At 46.6% G+C, this 17,947-nt stretch carries 18 protein-coding genes; 3 read left to right on the top strand and 15 right to left on the bottom strand.

Going from position 1 to position 17,947, the window contains the following annotated elements; translation table 11 throughout:
- Positions 1-292 precede the first annotated feature (292 nt).
- The 10 genes from OLM33_01670 to queD all read right to left on the bottom strand — a co-directional run bounded on the left by OLM33_01670 (position 293) and on the right by queD (position 10,249).
- Positions 293-1,072, bottom strand: coding sequence for a TIGR00282 family metallophosphoesterase (locus OLM33_01670; GenBank protein MCW1712384.1), 780 nt, complete (start codon positions 1,070-1,072; stop codon positions 293-295).
- Positions 1,073-1,081: 9 nt separating this feature from the next.
- Positions 1,082-2,620 (bottom strand): ribonuclease Y, encoded by a 1,539-nt coding sequence (gene rny, locus OLM33_01665; GenBank protein MCW1712383.1) that lies wholly within the window; start codon positions 2,618-2,620, stop codon positions 1,082-1,084.
- Between the two features lie 164 nt (positions 2,621-2,784).
- Positions 2,785-4,881 carry an ATP-dependent DNA helicase RecG gene (gene recG, locus OLM33_01660; GenBank protein ID MCW1712382.1) on the bottom strand — a complete coding sequence of 699 codons (2,097 nt, stop codon included), beginning with the start codon at positions 4,879-4,881 and terminating at the stop codon, positions 2,785-2,787.
- Positions 4,859-5,491 (bottom strand): DivIVA domain-containing protein, encoded by a 633-nt coding sequence (locus OLM33_01655; protein MCW1712381.1) that lies wholly within the window; start codon positions 5,489-5,491, stop codon positions 4,859-4,861. The genes recG and OLM33_01655 overlap by 23 nt, the downstream gene beginning before the upstream one ends.
- Positions 5,492-5,617: 126 nt before the next feature.
- Entirely contained in the window at positions 5,618-6,319 is a 702-nt protein-coding gene (locus OLM33_01650; protein MCW1712380.1) for a YggS family pyridoxal phosphate-dependent enzyme, read from the bottom strand.
- Positions 6,313-7,254, bottom strand: a complete 942-nt coding sequence (locus OLM33_01645; protein MCW1712379.1) for an efflux RND transporter periplasmic adaptor subunit — start codon at positions 7,252-7,254, stop codon at positions 6,313-6,315. The genes OLM33_01650 and OLM33_01645 overlap by 7 nt, the downstream gene beginning before the upstream one ends.
- 16 nt (positions 7,255-7,270) lie before the next feature.
- Positions 7,271-7,915, bottom strand: coding sequence for an HAD hydrolase-like protein (locus OLM33_01640; GenBank protein ID MCW1712378.1), 645 nt, complete (start codon positions 7,913-7,915; stop codon positions 7,271-7,273).
- Entirely contained in the window at positions 7,912-9,111 is a 1,200-nt protein-coding gene (locus OLM33_01635; GenBank protein ID MCW1712377.1) for a class I SAM-dependent rRNA methyltransferase, read from the bottom strand. The genes OLM33_01640 and OLM33_01635 overlap by 4 nt, the downstream gene beginning before the upstream one ends.
- Positions 9,111-9,884, bottom strand: a complete 774-nt coding sequence (folE2, locus tag OLM33_01630) for a GTP cyclohydrolase FolE2 (GenBank protein ID MCW1712376.1) — start codon at positions 9,882-9,884, stop codon at positions 9,111-9,113. Before folE2 ends, OLM33_01635 begins: the two co-directional genes overlap by 1 nt.
- 2 nt (positions 9,885-9,886) lie before the next feature.
- Positions 9,887-10,249, bottom strand: coding sequence for a 6-carboxytetrahydropterin synthase QueD (queD, locus tag OLM33_01625; GenBank protein MCW1712375.1), 363 nt, complete (start codon positions 10,247-10,249; stop codon positions 9,887-9,889).
- 103 nt (positions 10,250-10,352) lie between these two features.
- Here queD and OLM33_01620 point away from each other — a divergent pair, with 103 nt between their 5' ends.
- The 3 genes from OLM33_01620 to OLM33_01610 are packed head-to-tail and all read left to right on the top strand — an operon-like array spanning position 10,353 to position 12,837.
- The gene (locus OLM33_01620; GenBank protein ID MCW1712374.1) at positions 10,353-11,252 is read left to right on the top strand and encodes a dihydrodipicolinate synthase family protein; all 900 of its coding nucleotides are present in this window, start codon (positions 10,353-10,355) and stop codon (positions 11,250-11,252) included.
- A 6-nt stretch (positions 11,253-11,258) separates the two neighbouring features.
- Positions 11,259-12,233 carry a UDP-glucose 4-epimerase GalE gene (gene galE, locus OLM33_01615; protein MCW1712373.1) on the top strand — a complete coding sequence of 325 codons (975 nt, stop codon included), beginning with the start codon at positions 11,259-11,261 and terminating at the stop codon, positions 12,231-12,233.
- Between the two features lie 40 nt (positions 12,234-12,273).
- On the top strand, positions 12,274-12,837 hold the full coding sequence (locus OLM33_01610) for a flavodoxin family protein (protein MCW1712372.1): 564 nt from the start codon (positions 12,274-12,276) through the stop codon (positions 12,835-12,837).
- Between the two features lie 92 nt (positions 12,838-12,929).
- Here OLM33_01610 and OLM33_01605 read toward each other — a convergent pair whose 3' ends face one another.
- From OLM33_01605 to rfaE2, 5 genes are read right to left on the bottom strand one after another with little or no spacing between them, the layout of a single operon-like run.
- Positions 12,930-14,012: a glycosyltransferase family 4 protein gene (locus OLM33_01605; protein ID MCW1712371.1), complete on the bottom strand. Its 1,083-nt coding sequence runs from the start codon at positions 14,010-14,012 to the stop codon at positions 12,930-12,932.
- Positions 13,990-15,294, bottom strand: a complete 1,305-nt coding sequence (locus OLM33_01600) for an O-antigen ligase family protein (GenBank protein ID MCW1712370.1) — start codon at positions 15,292-15,294, stop codon at positions 13,990-13,992. Before OLM33_01600 ends, OLM33_01605 begins: the two co-directional genes overlap by 23 nt.
- Positions 15,291-15,863 carry a D-sedoheptulose 7-phosphate isomerase gene (gene gmhA / locus OLM33_01595; GenBank protein MCW1712369.1) on the bottom strand — a complete coding sequence of 191 codons (573 nt, stop codon included), beginning with the start codon at positions 15,861-15,863 and terminating at the stop codon, positions 15,291-15,293. The genes OLM33_01600 and gmhA overlap by 4 nt, the downstream gene beginning before the upstream one ends.
- A gap of 15 nt (positions 15,864-15,878) precedes the next feature.
- The gene (locus OLM33_01590) at positions 15,879-16,433 is read right to left on the bottom strand and encodes an HAD family hydrolase (GenBank protein ID MCW1712368.1); all 555 of its coding nucleotides are present in this window, start codon (positions 16,431-16,433) and stop codon (positions 15,879-15,881) included.
- Positions 16,420-17,934, bottom strand: coding sequence for a D-glycero-beta-D-manno-heptose 1-phosphate adenylyltransferase (gene rfaE2 / locus OLM33_01585; GenBank protein MCW1712367.1), 1,515 nt, complete (start codon positions 17,932-17,934; stop codon positions 16,420-16,422). The genes OLM33_01590 and rfaE2 overlap by 14 nt, the downstream gene beginning before the upstream one ends.
- Positions 17,935-17,947 lie beyond the last annotated feature (13 nt).

The raw sequence follows: 17,947 nt of genomic DNA, 5'->3' as shown, positions 1-17,947 counted from the left end.
TCCTCTCCTTTCGATGATTAAAAAAGCCACAGCTAAAGCAAAGCCCCTTCAGCGCTTAAGTTGTATAACATATTACAGTCAATAATTCAAGTTGTAAAATGGTTATATTCTGGGCATACTTAGACTAAATAGCAGGTATTTTTAAATTATTTTTTTATTTTCACAACAAAACAACGATTCCACAGATCAAAATCAAACCATAAAAAAAGGCCGGCCCCATAAAATAATGGCGGGAAAACCATAAAAGGTAGTCTCCCGCCATTGCTTAATTATCAGCGTTAAATAGTATTCATCAACTTTCACATGGTGCGTCGATCCTGCAAATATCCATCCCCCTGCCTGTTTCGTCATCAATATCGACAACTATGGCCTGGAACCTTACGTCTGTATCGCAGACTTCGAACTTGCTCGGCATGCCGTATAAAAATTTAGGCATCACAGATTCGGCTGTCATCCCGATTATGCCGCCATGGCCCCCTGTCATGCCTACATCGGATATGAATGCCGTGCCACCCTGAAGCACCTGCTCATCCGATGTTTGTACATGCGTGTGAGTTCCTGCAAGGGCAGATATTTTTCCATCCAGCCAGCAGGCAAGGGCCTTTTTTTCTGACGATGCCTCAGCATGGAAATCGACAAAGATCGCCCTGGTCTCCAATTTTTCAACCAGCCTTTCGGCTGTCCGGAAAGGACAGTCAAGGGGGGGCATGAAAGTTCGTCCCTGAAGGGATATCACCGCAAGCTTCCTGCCGCTTTTTTCAAATACTCCGCAGCCGCGGCCGGGAGTACCCTCAGGGTGATTAGCAGGTCTGAGTATCCTTTTCTCGCTGTCCAAAAAGGGCAGGATGTCTTTTTTGTCCCAAACGTGGTTGCCGCTTGTCAGGATATCTATCCCCATTGAGAAAAGTTCGTTCATCACCGTCTCGGTAAGGCCGAAACCGGCAGCGCTGTTTTCTCCGTTGGCGATGATAAAGTCGAAATTACCGAATTCCTCGCGCAGAGAAGGCAAAACCCGGGGGACAGCTTTCCGCCCGGGCCTTCCCATTATGTCTCCGATAAAAAGGATCCGCATCTGCTTCACCTACTTGGCATACTCGACAGCTCTCGTCTCTTTAAGCAGCGTCACCTTGATCTGGCCGGGATATCTCATTTCTTCCTCGATCTTACGGGCTATGTCATATGCAAGTTTTTGCATAGCACCGTCGTCTGTGACCGAGGGAGATACAGCTACACGGACTTCGCGTCCTGCCTGGATGGCAAAAGCCTTACTGACTCCTCCGAATGACTTGGCAACTTCTTCCAGTTTCTCAAGCCTCTTTACATAAGCATCAAGACTCTCCCTGCGGGCTCCGGGCCGTGAGGCGCTTACCGCGTCGGCGGCAGCTATGAGGACGGCATAAATAGTCTGCGGTTCCTCATCCTCGTGGTGAGCTGCTATCGAATTAACGATATCAGGGGCTTCTCCGTATCTTTTTGCAAGATCAGCACCTATCTTTGCATGAGGTCCTTCCACCTGATGGTCAACGGCTTTCCCGATATCATGCAGGAGTCCTGCTCTTCTGGCCTTAAGCTCATCCAGTCCCATTTCTGCCGCCATTATGCCTGCAAGATGGGCCACTTCAAGGCTGTGAGCCAACGCATTTTGGCCATAACTGGTACGATATCTGAGCTGACCGATGATCTTGGTAAGTTCGATGTGCATGTTCTTGATGCCGGTCTCAAGCAATGCCTGTTCTGCAGTCTCAAGGATCTGGATCTGGACATCTTTTTCTGCTCGTTCAATAATTTCCTCTATCCGGGCAGGATGGATGCGTCCGTCAACTACAAGCCTTTCAAGCGAAAGTCTTGCGACTTCACGGCGCACAGGGTCAAAACTGCTCAATGTAACGGCTTCGGGGGTATCGTCAACTATCAGGTCTACGCCTGTAAGGGTTTCAAAGGTCCTGATGTTGCGGCCCTCTCTGCCGATGATACGGCCCTTCATCTCGTCGGAAGGAAGATTTACAACGCTGACCACTGCGTCAGACGTAAATTCAACACTGCAGCGCTGGACTGCGGTTGCAATAATTTCCTGAGCTTTGCGATCTGCTTCACGCTTCGCACGTTCTTCCAGTTCTTTAAGCCTGAGACCTATCAGGTGGTTCGCTTCGGACTCAACTTCGGTCAGCAGGAGGTCTCTGGCCTGTTCGCGTGTAAGCTGTGCTGTCTGTTCGAGATTGGAGATCAGTTCCTGTTCCTTTACGGAGAGCTGGTTGAGTTTTTCCTGCGCCTGTTCATGTTTCTGGACCAGTTCCTCTTCTTTTCGGCTGATGCTTTCGATCTTCCTGTCAAGATTTTCTTCTTTCTGTTCAAGACGCCTCTCGGAGCGCTGCAGCTCGTTTCTGCGTTCCTTGGTGTCCCTGTCGAGCTCCTGCCTTAATCTGTGGATCTCTTCCTTTCCTTCTGAAACGATGTCCCGCTTCATCTGCTCGGCCTTTTTGGCTGCTTCGGAGATCATCCTCTCTGATTCGGAAAGAGCTCCCTTGTATTTCTTGGTTGCTGCGTTTTTCTGGTACATAAATCCTATCAGGACTCCGACAGCGAGTCCTGCTATCACACTCAAAATTACTGTCAATGTCATTATCTATCACCTCAATTTCAATTGTCATGGTCCGGTTGGTGCAAAAGATGCAAATCAGGAACATTCTATTCAGATCGATCATATTGCCTGTTGCTTTATTTCACGCCGATGGGTTGTATTCTACAGAATAAAACCTAACTTCACAAGTGGTAGTTATATGTATATCATGCTTTCGGGGGCACGCTTGTGCCCCTGCTGAGGTAAATATCAAGTTTATCTTTGAATCCCTTCTCGTTTAAAAGGGCCCTTTCGTCTGAAACAAGAAATTGAGCATCCTCCCTGGCCCTCTTTAGCAATACGCTGTCTCTGAAAATATCTGCTGTTCTGAACTCTGAAGCTCCATGCTGTTCGTATCCGCTGATCTTTCCCGGTCCTCTTAAGAGATGGTCTGCCTCTGCTATCTTGAACCCATCATCTGTCGCAAGCATTATCCTAAGCCTGTCAGCGACATCCTCCTCTATCTTATTTACAAGCAGCAGGCATACCCCTCTCCGGCTGCCTCTTCCCACTCTCCCTCTCATCTGATGCAGCTGGGAAAGGCCATATCTTTCGGGGGATTCTATTACCACAACAGAAGCTTCAGGCACATCCACCCCTACTTCCAGGACAGTTGTGCCTACAAGCACCTTTATCTCTCCCACTCTGAACTTCTCTAGTTCGCAGCTCTTCAGTCTGCTGTCCATTTTTCCGTGTATGAAGCCTATCCCCAACGGGCCAAGGTGTTTTTTCAGAAATTTATATCTCTTTTCCACAGAGGCAATATAATTCTCCCCGTCTTCTTCGACTCTTGGACAGATCCAGTACGTCCTGCCTCCTGCAGCGGATTCATCGATCATAAACTGCATCAGGTCCCTTATCTTTGTGAAATCTATCAGCCTTGTCTCGATTTTTTGCCTTCCTTCCGGCCTTTCCCTTATGACTGAAATATCCATGTCGCCAAAAAGGCATGCCGAAATCGTCCTCGGAATGGGAGTAGCTGACATCATCAGCAGGTGAGGGGTTTTTCCCCTGCTAAGCATCTCTCCTCTCTGCATCACACCAAAACGTTGCTGTTCATCAATGATGACCGTCTCAAGATACGGAAACTCCACCCCATCCTGGATCATCGCGTGGGTCCCTACTACGACTTTGGTCAGGCCTTCGCGTATGGAGTCAGTGAGACGTGTCTTTTCAGATCTGTTCAGCCCACCTTTCAGCAACGCACATTCTATGCCTATTCCGGAAAGAAACTTTTGCGCCTGTGAGTAAAGCTGCTCAGCGAGGACTTCAGTAGGTGCCATTATCGCCGTCTGGATACCGGCATCAGCTCCGGCAGCAGCGAGGGCAAGTGAAATGACAGTCTTCCCGGAGCCCACATCCCCCTGCAGCAAGCGTGACATAGGATGCCCTCTTTGGGTATCTTCAAATATCTGAGAAAGAACTTTTGTCTGTGAAGGAGTAAGTTCAAATGGCAGACAGGACATAAAAGCTGAGTAATAAGGCCCTCTCGGGATTATCCTCGCTGCCCCTCCGGATCTTTTGAGCCTCTCTTTTCTTAAGACAAGAGCTGTCTGCAAAAATAGGAATTCCTCATATGCCAGTCTGTTGCGGCAGTCTTTCCAGTGCTCTTCGGACTCGGGCCTGTGCATCCCGTGCAGGGCCTCCCTTATGTCCGGCAGACCTCTTTTTTCAATTATGCTCTGAGGAAGATATTCCTTCACCTGCGGGAGGTGACTTTCGAGGATACTATCGATGAATTTTCTGAGCCATCTTTCAGGCAGACCTGCCGTCAAGGGATACACAGGAACTATTCCCGTGAAGCCTGCGGTATCGGATACGTCTTTGATAACTTCAAATTCGGGATTTGAGAATTCTATCCTTCCGTCGCAAAAAGAAGGGAGCCCGAAAAGAACTGCGGACGTCCCCTCTTTAAGAATATTACCAAGGCCTTTCCTGTTAAACCATATTACTGAGAGAGTTCCTGTCCCGTCTTCCGCCTCACATGAACAAATTTGGATGCCTGTTCTGAAACTCCTTCTACAGTTTACTGTTTTGATTTTCACAATGACGACAGAGCTGCGGTCAGGTCGCAATTCAGTAATTTTGCAAATCTCTCTTCTGTCCGCATACCGTCTGGGGAAAAACCACAAAACATCATTTGCTGTCCGGATGCCCAGTTTTTCCAAAAGGCCGGCCCTGCGGGGACCGATCCCTCTTATGTTTATGACAGGATCATTGATGTCAGCAGCCACAGAACTGTCAGTTATTATCCTCTCCGACACGTTCTTGATCCATTATCTGCTTTGGGTCAACTCCAAGCATTGCGTAGGCTGTCTCAAGGTCTCCCCTGTCTGTGGATGCCGCGGTCTCCTTCTCCTTCTGATCATCAAGGACGGGAATGTCTTCAAGGATGGAGTTTACCGCAGCGGTCAGAGTCGAAGAATTGATGCTCTGGTTAAGCATGTTGTCAAACTTTGCGAGCAGTCCCCTGAACTCCTGTTCGTAGAGATTCCTTACGTTTCTTATCTGGGATACCCCGTCGCGTAGACGGTCAGCTTCCTGGGCCGCATCTTTGCATATCATGTCGGCCTTTTCTTTTGCCTCGGAGATAATTTTTGATGCCTGTTCCTGTGCGCTTCTGACCTTTTCATCTGCGCTTTTCTGTGCCATAAGGAGCGCTTCATGAAGTATGTCCTTCATTTTCTCATACTCACCGAGGCTCTCCTCTTTTGCATGAAGATCACGCTCCAGATCTTTTGTCCTCTGTGCATATGTCTGAAGGGTCTCTGCTACGTTGTCAAGGAATTCATCGACCTCTGCCGGATCGTAGCCTCTCATGCTTTTTTTGAAAGACTGATTGACCACGTCAAGAGATGTCAAAAGTTCGACCATATAATCCACCGTCCTTTTTTGCTTTTAAAAAACTCATAAAAACCTGTTTGATCATTGTTATAGATGATATCATGGATAATTATACAGTCTGGCCGATCAGGAGCGGAATGACACAGCCAGAAAATATTATTTCGCTGACCTCTTCCCGAATATTCCAGTACCTACTCTCACAATAGTGCTTCCTTCTTCGACCGCTATCTCATAGTCGCCGCTCATTCCCATGGACAGCTCATCAAGCAGAAGGCCCGATTCCGATGCCAAACTGTCCCTCAAAAGACGAAGGCCTTGAAAAGCGGTTCTTATCTCTCTTTCTGCTTCTGTGTTCGGGCCTATCGTCATAAGCCCTTCCACTGAAAGGCGCGGACAATACTGCATCACTCTTTCCAGAAGACTGGCAGCCTCCTGAGACGCGACTCCGCTTTTTGTAAGCTCTCCCGACATATTTATCTCAAGATAAACAGGGAATCCCGATACGTCGGTCTCTGCAAGTATCCTGTCAAGCATCCTTGCAATGTCAAGTGAGTCGACGGTCTCTATGAGATCAAAGATCTCAAGCGCTTTTCTGGCCTTATTCCTTTGGAGGTGTCCTATAAGGTGCCATGGTGTCCTAATTTCCGAAGGCCACTTTGATCTCTTGTCTGATGCCTCCTGTACCCTGTTTTCTCCGATGATATCCAATTTTGGCGCAGCAGACAAAATGTATTCCACAGGGTGAGTTTTCGTTACTCCCATTAGCTTTATCTCCGCCGGGTCACGGCCGCTCCTTTTTGCTGCCGACCTTATTTTTTCACGGATATCAATAATGTTTCGATCAATATGATCTACCAAAGCTGGATCCTCCCCTCGCGAGCGGCAGATGCGTCTTCTACTACGGCATCTCCTACAGAGACCCCTTCAGTTATTATGAACATGCTGCTGTCTACACTTTTACCCTTCACGGGAACAAAGACCACCCTCGAACCCCTGACCATATAGACACCCGGCTCTCCGTCCCGTTCCAGGACTGAAGCCTGCGGTACGAGAGCTCCCTCTGTTCTGCCTGCTTCCACTGTAAGTGTATACTTTCTTGAAAGGACGGCATCAGGCTGAAACCAAGGCAGCGTAAGATACAGTTTTGTCCTGTTTCCCGCTTTCGTGCTTACCCTTATGTCTGCCGCGGAAACTGTGTCTACTCCGTCCATTTTTACTCTGAGTTTATTGCTTTTTATCTGTTCGGCCATATTGCCGATTATAGGCGTGTACCCTATGAATCTGAGCTCCTGAGGCTGTTCGATCAGCTTTCCGACAGCCTGCCCCTTTCCCACGAGCAGACCGTCCTTTAAACGGTTCAGCGGGCCTGGTTTGGGCAGCGGCTGAAAGCCCGGCCACAGTTCAGAGTAACGCCAGCTCTGCTCCATTCCGTCAAGCGCTGCCAGAAAGTACCCCTGCTGATATGCCCTGACTTCAGAGACCCGGTTCCCCGATGATATTCTCGCGACTACAGTACCTCTTGCGACCCTCACTGGTCCGGTACCCTGGGGATATGTCACTATACCCTCTGCTGAAGCGCCGACAGGGACCTCTTTCCACAAAAGTATCCCGCTTATCCTGACCAGTTCAACGTCGATCCCGGGTATAGCCCAGGTTATATCAGGATGGAGATATTCATATCTGTCAAAATAGAGTTTGAACGCCCATATCCATAAAACAATAACGAGAAGGACCATAAGCCAGTACATTGGCCTGAATCGTCTTGGTTCCTCCGGTTCGAAACGTCTTACCATCTATAAAAACCTTCTGTCACTCCACGAAAAGCGAAGGGATCTCCCCCAGGTCGTCCATTACATGCCATGCACCAGCTTCCTTCAGTGCCCTTCCGTTAAAATTCCCGGTCGTCAACCCTATGCCTCTGCAGCCCGCAGCAACCGTGGTCATCATGTCTATGTCCGTGTCCCCCGCATAGAATCCTTCCGAAGGAGACAGTCCAAGTATCCCAAACCCTTTGAGAAGTGAGTCCGGTTGCGGTTTAGCCCGCTCAACATCCTCCAGTCCGACGACGACATCAAGCATCGGAGTAAGTCCCATATATTCGACAGGCCTTCTTGCATAGCGGCGGTTTGATACTACCCCGACCTTAATTCCCATCGACCGCAGGTTTTCCAGTGTGCTCGTGGTGTTCGGGAAAAATTTCAGCCTCGACTGCTCTTCCTCCCTGTAATTGGCGCGGTAGAAGTCCACCCACTCCTGGCGGAAATCACCCCAGAACATCCGCCAGCTGTCCTCTATCGTCATACCTATCGCGGAGAGGACTTCTCCCCTCGATATCTCTTTAAAACCGAGATGGTTTGCAAGCAAGTTGGTACAATGGTGTATAGCGTAGCTGCTGTCGACCAGAGTCATGTCAAAGTCGAAAAGGACAGCCCTGATCTTCTTGTCATGTGTCATTGATCCCTTACCCCCAGAACAAAGCCTTTAAGATAATCTGTTTCAGGTACAGAGGAAAGTGCCGGATGGTCAAAAGGCTGATGGATCTCCAGCGCTATGCGGCACGATACGCAGGCATCCGTCGCTGCATCATTCAGCACAGAAAGCAGCATTTCCCTTGAAAAGGCATGGCTGCACGAGAGAAAGACCATATGCCCCCCATCCTTTATCCTGTTGAAACCTCTTACAGCAAGTTCCTTATATCCGCGGCGCGCAGATCCGACCTGTCCCTTAGCGGGTGAAAAGGGCGGAGGATCCATTACGACCAGATCGAACCTCTCTCTGTCGCTGTCCATCCTTCTCATTATGTCAAACGCGTTTCCGCATTTCCATTCCATCTTTTTGGGCAAATGGTTGATCTCAAGATTTTTTTGTGCAATATCTATCGCTGACTGGGACTGTTCAATTGCTACGACTTCAGAAGCCCCTGAAGCAAGCGCATGCAGTCCGAAGTGTCCCTGATAGCTGAAGCAGTCCAGCACCCTGGCGCCCTTGAAAAGGGGGGATATCATATCGGGAACTCCCCTGACATCCAAATATGCCCCGGTCTTCTGACCTTTTTCAATATCTACCAGTTCGTATATGGATCCCATTTTTATTTTAATGAGCTCTTTAGGCATCTCTCCGAAAAGGGGTTTGACCTCTTTTGGTATACCCTCTTTTTCGAGGTGTTTTGTCTCGTTGCGAAGCACTATCGCTGAGAGTTTGCGGACTTTCCTGAAAACGGCCGCGACCTTGTCGATATGCCTGTACCATCCCGCTGCCGAGACCTGAAGGGAAAGAACATCACCATAAAGGTCTGCAATGATCCCCGGCAGACCGTCTGCTTCTCCGTGTACCCATCTGAAAGCTTCCTCACCGGGACACCATAATTTTCGCCAGTTCAGGGCAGAGGTCAGCCTCTCCCTTAAGAGTCCCATCTGGTCAGGTTCTTTTGTTCCATACGTCAGTACCCGTATTGAGAGGGCGCTGTCGCTCCAGAGTCCCCAGCCCCTGATCACGCCGGACATGTCGGTAAACGCGACCATGTCCCCCTGAGCACACTGCGGGATCTGCCTCAGGTTGCCCCTGAATATCCACGGGTGCATCGCCCTTGCTCTTTCAAGTCCGAATTCATCAAGGACGGCCCTTCTCGCAAGTCTTTTTTCTGAAGGCACTAAATTTTGCTCCTCTCGACGCTGGCAAAAGCATCATGGTTGTGTATGCTTTCGTGACTCGTGACCGAAACACTGTACCACGTTATCCTATGGTCATTTTCCATCGCTATCGCGAGCTCGCGGACAGAATCCTCCACAAAGCGCGGGTTGGCGTAGGCTTTTTCTGTCACAGCCTTCTCGTCCTCCCGTTTCAGTATACTGTATACCGGCGCAGAGGCACATTTATCCGCTATCTCTGCCAGCTCCTCGAGCCACACAAAAGTTTTCATTCTTACGGCCATCTTTGCGTGCGCCCTCTGGTTGTGCGCTCCGCTGTCGGATATTTCTTTTGAACAGGGGCATAAAGTCTGGATAGGGGCAGTCAATTCAGTAATAAGGTCGAACTTGCACCCCTTACGTTCCGCCATAAAACGGACATCGTATCTCATCCGACCGAGCGCTCCGCTCACAGGGGCCTTTTTAGTGATAAAGTAAGGAAATTCAAAATCGGCATGAGCTTCATCCGCATCCAGCCGACTCTGAAGCATTTTGAGAAGGTTCTCCATATTATGAAATGTGACCTGGTCCTCCTGCTCTCCAAGCACCTCGATAAAACGGCTCATGTGAGTCCCCCTGTAGTCACGCGGCAGGAATACGGACAGGCTGACATTGGCAACGGTCTCCTGCGTCCCGTCCGAACGGTCAAGGACCTGAATAGGCCATGAGAGACAGCTTATGCCGACTTTATCTATCGCCACATTCCTCTTGTCATGTTCGCTCTGAACGTCGCGCACCTCTAGACATCCTCCCGGCGGCATATTACGGATGAACTCTCCGTCTCCCATACTCTTACCTCGTAGAGTTCGCAGTTGTCCCGCTTAAGCGGCATGTCAAGCTTTCTGAATATCCATTGCGCAATATATTCCGCCGTTGGCTGTGGCAGGACATCGTTGATGTAAGCGTGGTCGAGCTTAGAGAGTACAAGGTCGGAAACATGTTTTTTAAGCTCGACAAAGTCAAATACCATCCCTTCATCATCAGGTGCACCTTTAAGCACAACAGCAAGCCTGTATGTGTGTCCGTGAAGGGTCTCGCATTTTCCGTGGTAGTTTACAAGATTATGAGCTGCATCAAACTTGAATTCCCTGCATAGAAACATGGGGCATACACCTCGCAGATCGTAGGTAATCTTATGTTCTGATAGATTGTACCACTGCTTTAATAGATGATATACTCTATCAAACGAAAAGGGGGCATTACAAGTGAAATTGACCGGTATTTTCGCACCTGTCCCGACACCTTTCAAGTCGGACGGATCGCTTGACATAGAAGCGTGGAGGATCAACTTAAGGATATGGAAAGAGTCTGCTCTGGACGGGATCGTGATATGCGGATCGAACGGAGAAATGCCTTTTGTGACGCTCGATGAGCGTATCGTCCTGACAGAGATAGCCGCGGAAGAATCACAGGGCAAACTTCAGCTGATGTCCGGAGCACATTTCCCATCAACGCGTGAGACTATCGATTGCGCCAAAGCACTGGCATCGGCCGGCGCAGGTTCGCTTCTGCTCCTGCCTCCCCACTACTTCAAAGGAAATCAGACAGCGATACTCAACTACTTCAACGAAGTAGCCGATAATTCACCCGTTCCGATATTTCTTTACAACATGCCGGCGAACACCGGCGTGGACATTGAAACGGAGACAATGATCGCAGCATCCCGACATCCCAATATCAAGGGGATAAAAGACACTTCGGGGAACATGACCAAGCTGGGATACCTAGCCTCGGCAGCGCATGAGGATTTCTCGGTATTTGGGGGAACGGGAAACTGGTTTCTTGCAGCCCTGGCGATGGGAGCCTGCGGAGGCACGATGGCTGCCTCTATCCTATATCCGAACACATGCAGGAAGATATACACATCTTTCAATGAGAACAACATGAAAGAGGCAATGGAACTGCAGTCCAGGCTTCTTCCGGTAAGCGACGCGCTAACACGCCGGTTCGGAGTTCCGGGACTGAAGGCGGCACTTGACAGCAAAGGAATGAGGGGCGGACCGTGCAGATCACCGCTGCTTCCGGTATCGGAAGAAGTTAAGAAAGAGATCATGTCAATACTTGACGATTCGGGCCTCGATAAATACGAGACCTGGAGAGGATAATTGAAAGTGGAGTACTGCATTGTGACCGGCGGCGCTGGATATGTTGGAAGTCACTGCTGTAAGGAACTTGCAAAAAATGGTTTCACCCCTGTAACTATTGATAATTTATCAAGGGGACACAGAGAGCTTGTCAAATGGGGACCATTTTTCCAATGTGATGTCCTTGATGAAGGCTCACTTGCCCCTATTATTGCCAAGTACTCGCCCGTTGCTGTATTTCATTTTGCCGGACTTACTTATGTGGGCGAATCAGTAAAAGATCCGGAAGCATATTACAGAAACAATACTGCAGGTACTGTTTCACTTCTTAGGTGCATGAAAAACACCGGGTGTTCAAAAATTATTTTTTCAAGCACTGCTGCAACATATGGAAATCCTGAATACACCCCGATAGATGAGTCACACCCTCAAAGACCGATAAATCCCTACGGGAAAAGCAAATTATTTATTGAAGAGATCTTGAAAGATTTTGACTCTGCCTACGGGATCAAAAATGCTGCACTAAGATATTTTAATGCTTGCGGAGCCGATGAAGATGGCGACACGGGCGAGCTTCACGATCCGGAAACACATCTCATTCCTTTGGCTATTCAAGCAGCCATAGGAAGAAAAGATAACATAAAAGTTTTTGGAAATGATTATGAAACTCCTGACGGAACAGCTCTAAGAGACTATATTCATGTATCCGACCTGGCTACAGCACATGTAAAAGCACTTCAACTTCTTTTAAAAGGATCAAATAGCATTTACGCGAATCTAGGTACCGGGAAAGCTCTTTCCGTTATGGATGTTATTAGTTCGGTGGAAAAAATCTCAGGGGAAAAAATTGAAAAGATCTTCGTTACAAGAAGAGATGGTGACCCGCCGATCCTTGTTGCTGATCCTTCGAAAGCACGATCAATCCTTAACTGGAATTGCAGTTTTTCCTCAATTGATAACATAGTCAAAACTGCATTGGAATGGCATAAAAGCAATTCCTGACAATATTTGTGATCTTATCTGACAGAAGGGAGAAATAAACATGGAAAATAAAAAAATTATCACCCTGCTATTGGGAAGCCCAAGAATAGGCGGCAACACGGAAAAAATCGCAGACGCCCTGGCGGAGGGCGCTATTGAAAAAGGATATGAAGTCAAAAAAGTCCATCTTGCTGCGTTGACCCTGAAAGGGTGCCTCGACTGCAGGAAATGCTGGAGCACCGGCAAACCGTGTATACAGAACGATGACATGGATCAGGTTTACCCTGAGATAGAAGAGGCTTCCGTGATAGCTTTCGTCTCTCCGCTCTATTTTTACTCCTGGTCGTCACAGATCAAATCCGTATGGGACAGGCTCCTGCCCTACTACATGCCCGGTGCTCTCCGTACGACGCCTTCAAAAAAAGCTATACTCATCGCTGCCGGAGGAGATACGGAAGAAAAGGTTTTCGATGGAATGCGTGCTTCATTCAAACTGGCAACCAATTTCCTGGGTTGGGAAGTCCTGGGAGAGATTTGCGCTCCTGACATCTACTCAAAAGGTGATATCGAAACCAGAGGGACAAAGTGGATAAACAAAGCAAAGGAACTAGGTTTGTCCATTTAAGGGGAAATATGCAAATCAGGAGCAGAGATGCAAACTTTTTCTGCTCCTGGTCTTATTAATTTCGACCGCAAAGGTCAACTTTAATAACGTCATCAGCACTTGCTGTCCAGGACCATTTCATAGATCCTCATAGTTTCTTCGGCGATTCTTGAAACATTAAAATATGAGGCTGTTTTAACTGCGTTTAGCGAAACTCTTTCCCTGTAATCAGTATCTGAGAGAACTTGCTTAAGTATCTGTGCCATCTTGTCAAAATCATTCGTACCGGTCAGCCAGCCATTTTCTCTGTCGTTAATGATATCAAGACTGCCTCCGATGTCTGTTGTAATTACAGGCAGAGAAGACGCCATAGCCTCAAGGAGCATGAGGCTGAATCCTTCCGGCAGCTGAGATGGTTGAACAAAAACATCGGATGCCCAAAGAAATGGGCGGATATCCTGGACAAAGTCATTAAATAATACGTTTTCTCCAATTTTCAGATCTTTTACCAATTCCAGATATTTCTTTTTTTCAGGCCCTGATCCCACCAGAAAAAGACGCGTTTTCCCCCTGGAGCCATCCTCTGTGCAGCGAAGGATCTCACTATATGCTTTTATGACATACTCAAAACCTTTCCAGTCAACAAATCTTCCTGCAGACATGATAACGGTCTTATCTTCAAAATTCAGTTTTTTTCTCATTTCTATCCTTGTTTCTTGATCCCGAATATACCTGGTCACGTCAATTGGATTATGCACTACTTTCATTTTGTCTTCAGTAAAGCCAACCGAGATCATATGATTTTTCACCGCGTTTGAACATGGGATCAGAAGTGCGCCATTTTTGTAATAGTACGGTTTAGGATATTTGTCTATTGTGTGCACGGCAGGCACCGAAAATTTTTGGCCCCAGTAACCCCCGGTCATTGCGGCAGAAGACAGTCTGGTATGTATTATGTCGGGTTCCAAGCTTTTTATTATCTTTCTGAAACCAAACGCTGTGAAGGGGAGACATTGGATGGGAATATCATAAGTATCAAAGGACAGTTCCTCTTCCTTCAGCCTTCCGGATAATGTGCCCCCCGACTTACATATTACATGGTTTTGAGCACCCTTTACCTCCAGCTCTTTTATCAGCTGTATCCATGTCTCGCCCCATGCAAGCCTGTTTTCATCAACATAATGCAGGATCTTCAATGTTATCCTCCTTATCTGACAGTTCCGCATGGTTCGGGATAGCAAGCAGCAGGCCCCAACAGGCCCAGAAGATCACGGCGATATCCCTTCTGGCTGCAAATACATCCCCATTTGTACCGTATATAGCCTGTGAAACTAACAGGATAAAACAAATCAGATGCCAGGGGATATTATTCGAAACAACAGCTCTTTTGAGTCCCAACCAGGCAGTTTTTATTGAGAGAACAAATGCTGCAACAAAAAACAATAACGACGGTAGCCCTCCTGCGTATAAAATCGAAAGGAACATATTGTGGGGGTGAGGTATGGGTTCAGCCCATTGCTGGTGAAGAATGCCCGTCATATTTCCTTTCTGTTGCGTGAACGTCTTTTCAAAAGTTGCCCATCCGCTTCCGGCGAAAGGGTGTTGTTGAGTCATGTAAATTGAAGCCCTCCAAGTGTCTATCCTGTGGTTGGTCAGAACATCCACATCGTTTACCGACATTATTTGATTTAGCTCTCTTTTAAATGACTCAAAAGGGCCATTATCAAAAACAGAAATCAATGCATAAAAAACCAAGACGGTAGTTAGTGTCAGCAGGATAATAGATTTAAACCTAACTTTACCCGATACGACAGCATAAAACGTGAATATCCCCATCTCAGCGATGGCCGTTATCCATCCCCCTGAAGAAAAAGAAAATATAATAAATAGGACACTTGTCATAGAAAGTATGTATTTGATCAAAATGTTATTTTTATAATACCAAAATGCATAACAAAAGAAAATTGGCATTGTCAGGACAGAATATAGAGCGACTGCATTACCGTTATCAAGTGAAGAGTTCCACCCTAAAACAAAAAAATACGGCCTGAACATCACATCAAAGCAAAAGACGACATTTATCGCAACGACAGCCAAACCAAAGATATTTCGTCTTTCTGAATTGTTTATCAGTCTCATTGCGAGATATAGGCCGGTCAAAAATTCAAGGGGTATAGATGCCCCTTTGCCCCATACGTAAAAACTGTCGACATATGGGATATGCGCAAACATTGACCAGATCAAAAAAAGAACAAGAAAAATCATTATCCTTTTACTTCCCGATCCCAACTTCACTGACAGCGAGGCGTTGTATCTCAACTTCCCATAGATAAGACTTGCCAAAGCAAATGTCCATCCAATATAGTGTGCGATGGGACCAAATGCTGTGGTTGCAACTCCAGCTGTATAAGCCCAGAATGCAAAAGTTTCATAGTTCAGGAGAGCAAAGGGGCGCCCGGTTTCTGGTATGCTGTTCATTCTATGCTGCCTTCGCAGACCATATTTTCAATGATTTCACAGATACTGTGTTCGATAAGAAGGTGGGCCTCCTGGATCCTCGGAGTTGAGGATGAGGGCACACTGATCGTCAAATCGGTCATTTCACTCATCTTGCCGCCGACCAACCCGGTCAGCCCTATCGTTGCCAATCCGTTCTCCCTAGCTTTGCTGACTGCATTTATTATGTTTAAACTGTTTCCGCTTGTTGATATTGCAAGAAGTACATCGCCTTTCTTACCATGCGCTTCGACCTGCCTTGCGAAAACATCACCAAAAGAATAATCATTGGCGATCGCTGTGATAGCGGAAGTATTGCAGTTCAGGGCAACTGCATCAAGTGCCTTTCGGTCTTTCAGAAACCGGCCGGATAATTCAGCTGCCATATGCTGCGCATCTGCCGCCGACCCTCCGTTGCCGCAGATGATCAGCTTCCCTCCTGACGTGAATGTTCCTGCAATGAGTTCAGCCACCTTATACACTGTTTCATCCAATAGCTCAAGCTTATCAATAAGTGCTTTATGATCGGCTGTATTTTTTAAAAAAACCATTTTATCCGGCATGCATTACATCCCCAAATCTTTGATTATAATATCTGCTGCCTTATCAATATTTTCGGCTACGAACGAAGCACGTACCTCTTTTTGAAAGACTGCTCTTCCATATCCTGTCAACACCAATACCGAAGCAGCACCGATGTTGTCTGCAAGTTCCACATCGCTTTTTTTATCTCCAATTACACAATCTATGTCTTCAATAGTTAATCCAAGCTCCGAACATGCATCATACACCATACCAGGCTTGGGCTTTCTGCATCTGCACCCGTCTTCAGGCTTATGAGGACAATAATAAAACCTTGTGATTTCTATCCCTTCGCTTGAAAGGATAGAGGATAGCCTTTCGTTGACAGAAAACATATCTGACTCTGTGAAATAACCGCGTCCGATCCCAGATTGATTTGTAAGGACAATAAACTTATATCCTGCTGAAGCAAGTTTTTTTAATCCATCAATAACACCCGGTAAAAGTGACACTTGATCGGGGTCATGAAGATAGTTTCTCTCTTCGATCAAGGTACCGTCACGGTCAAGGATAATATATTTATTTTTACTTATCTTCATCACAACCAATTTTATTGATAATTCCGGTTGTCGAAAAACCCTTTTCGAGCGGTACAATTACCACAGACTTCACAAATCCTGCCCCTACGACGTCTTCTTTTCGGTAATCTCCACCCTTGACCAAAACGTCAGGCCCTGTCAATTTTATTAATTCCTCCGGAGTATCCTGATCGAATAAGACGACCAGATCAACTGCCTCCATTGCTTCCAATACTTTGATCCTAGATTCCTGATCGTTTATCGGCCTGTCATTTCCTTTAAGTCTTTTGACAGATTCATCCGAGTTGAGTCCCACTATCAGATAATCGCCTAATCCTTTGGCTTTGGTCAGCAGTTTTACGTGGCCCGCATGCAGTATATCAAAGCACCCGTTTGTAAAGACTATTTTTTTGCCCATTTCTTTTAATTTTTTACTAATTTCTTCTGCCCGTGTGAAATTTGCCGATTTTGTCTGCACTTTCCTGCTATCCACATTTTTTTCAGTCGTCTGGCAAGAAACAGACTGAGCTGCAAATTCCATCAGATCTTCTTTTTTTATGGGATACGTTCCCAATTTGCCTACCACTATCTGCGAAGCAAGGTTAGCTATCCTTACGCTCTCGGAGATGTCTGCACCGCTTGTAAAAAAGGCTGCCAGAGTCGATATCATCGTATCTCCGGCACCTGATACATCATAGACCTCTACGGCAGATGCTCTTTCATGTTCGACCGAACTTTTGCTTACTAACGAGGCCCCCATTTCAGAACGTGTTACAAGGATGTTGTCGATTTCATATTTTGAAATAACAGCCTTAGCATTTTTTTCAATTTCATCATCTTCATTGATGACAAAATTTCCAGCTGCGGAACTTAATTCCTTAATATTCGGAGTTATCAAAAAAGCACCGCTATAGCAGTTCCAATTATTTTTTTTCGGATCTATAAACACAGGGATATTGTTTTCCCTGCATATCTTGATCGATCTAACGCATAACTCATCAGAGCAAAAACCTTTTGCATAATCTGATATCAAAAGACAGCTTATTGTCTCTTTTTGGATCATCTTAATTAAGTTTGTTTCAATATTCTTGATCTCTTTCTCTGATGGGCTCACAATTATGTCATTGTCTAACCTTAACATCTGCTGCCTTTTATCACCTATTATTCTGGTTTTAAGAGTAGTATTGCCAAGGTTATATAAATAAGAAGTATCTACTCCCATGTTATCGAAGATAACTTTCAATTTTTTCCCATAAATGTCTATACCTAATCTTCCTAACGCACAAACACTTATGCCAAGCCCCGCCAAATTGGCTATAACGTTCCCTGCTCCACCCGGCACAAATTTTTCTTCCTGGAATTTTACAACGGGAACAGGCGCTTCCGGAGAGATTCTTTCAACACATCCGTAAACGTAATGATCCAGCATATAATCACCGAAAAGCAGGATCTTGCCTTTTTTACACCCTCCATTACAAAAGCCTTGAATGTGTTTGTATGTGCTTGATGGCAAATGATCCAAAAAAGTTTTCGAT

The organism is Synergistaceae bacterium DZ-S4, from assembly GCA_025943965.1.
Lineage (GTDB): Bacteria > Synergistota > Synergistia > Synergistales > Synergistaceae > Caenicola > Caenicola nitritireducens.
The sequence above is the reverse complement of the archived record's forward strand: the minus strand, read 5'-3'. Positions and strand labels throughout refer to the sequence as shown.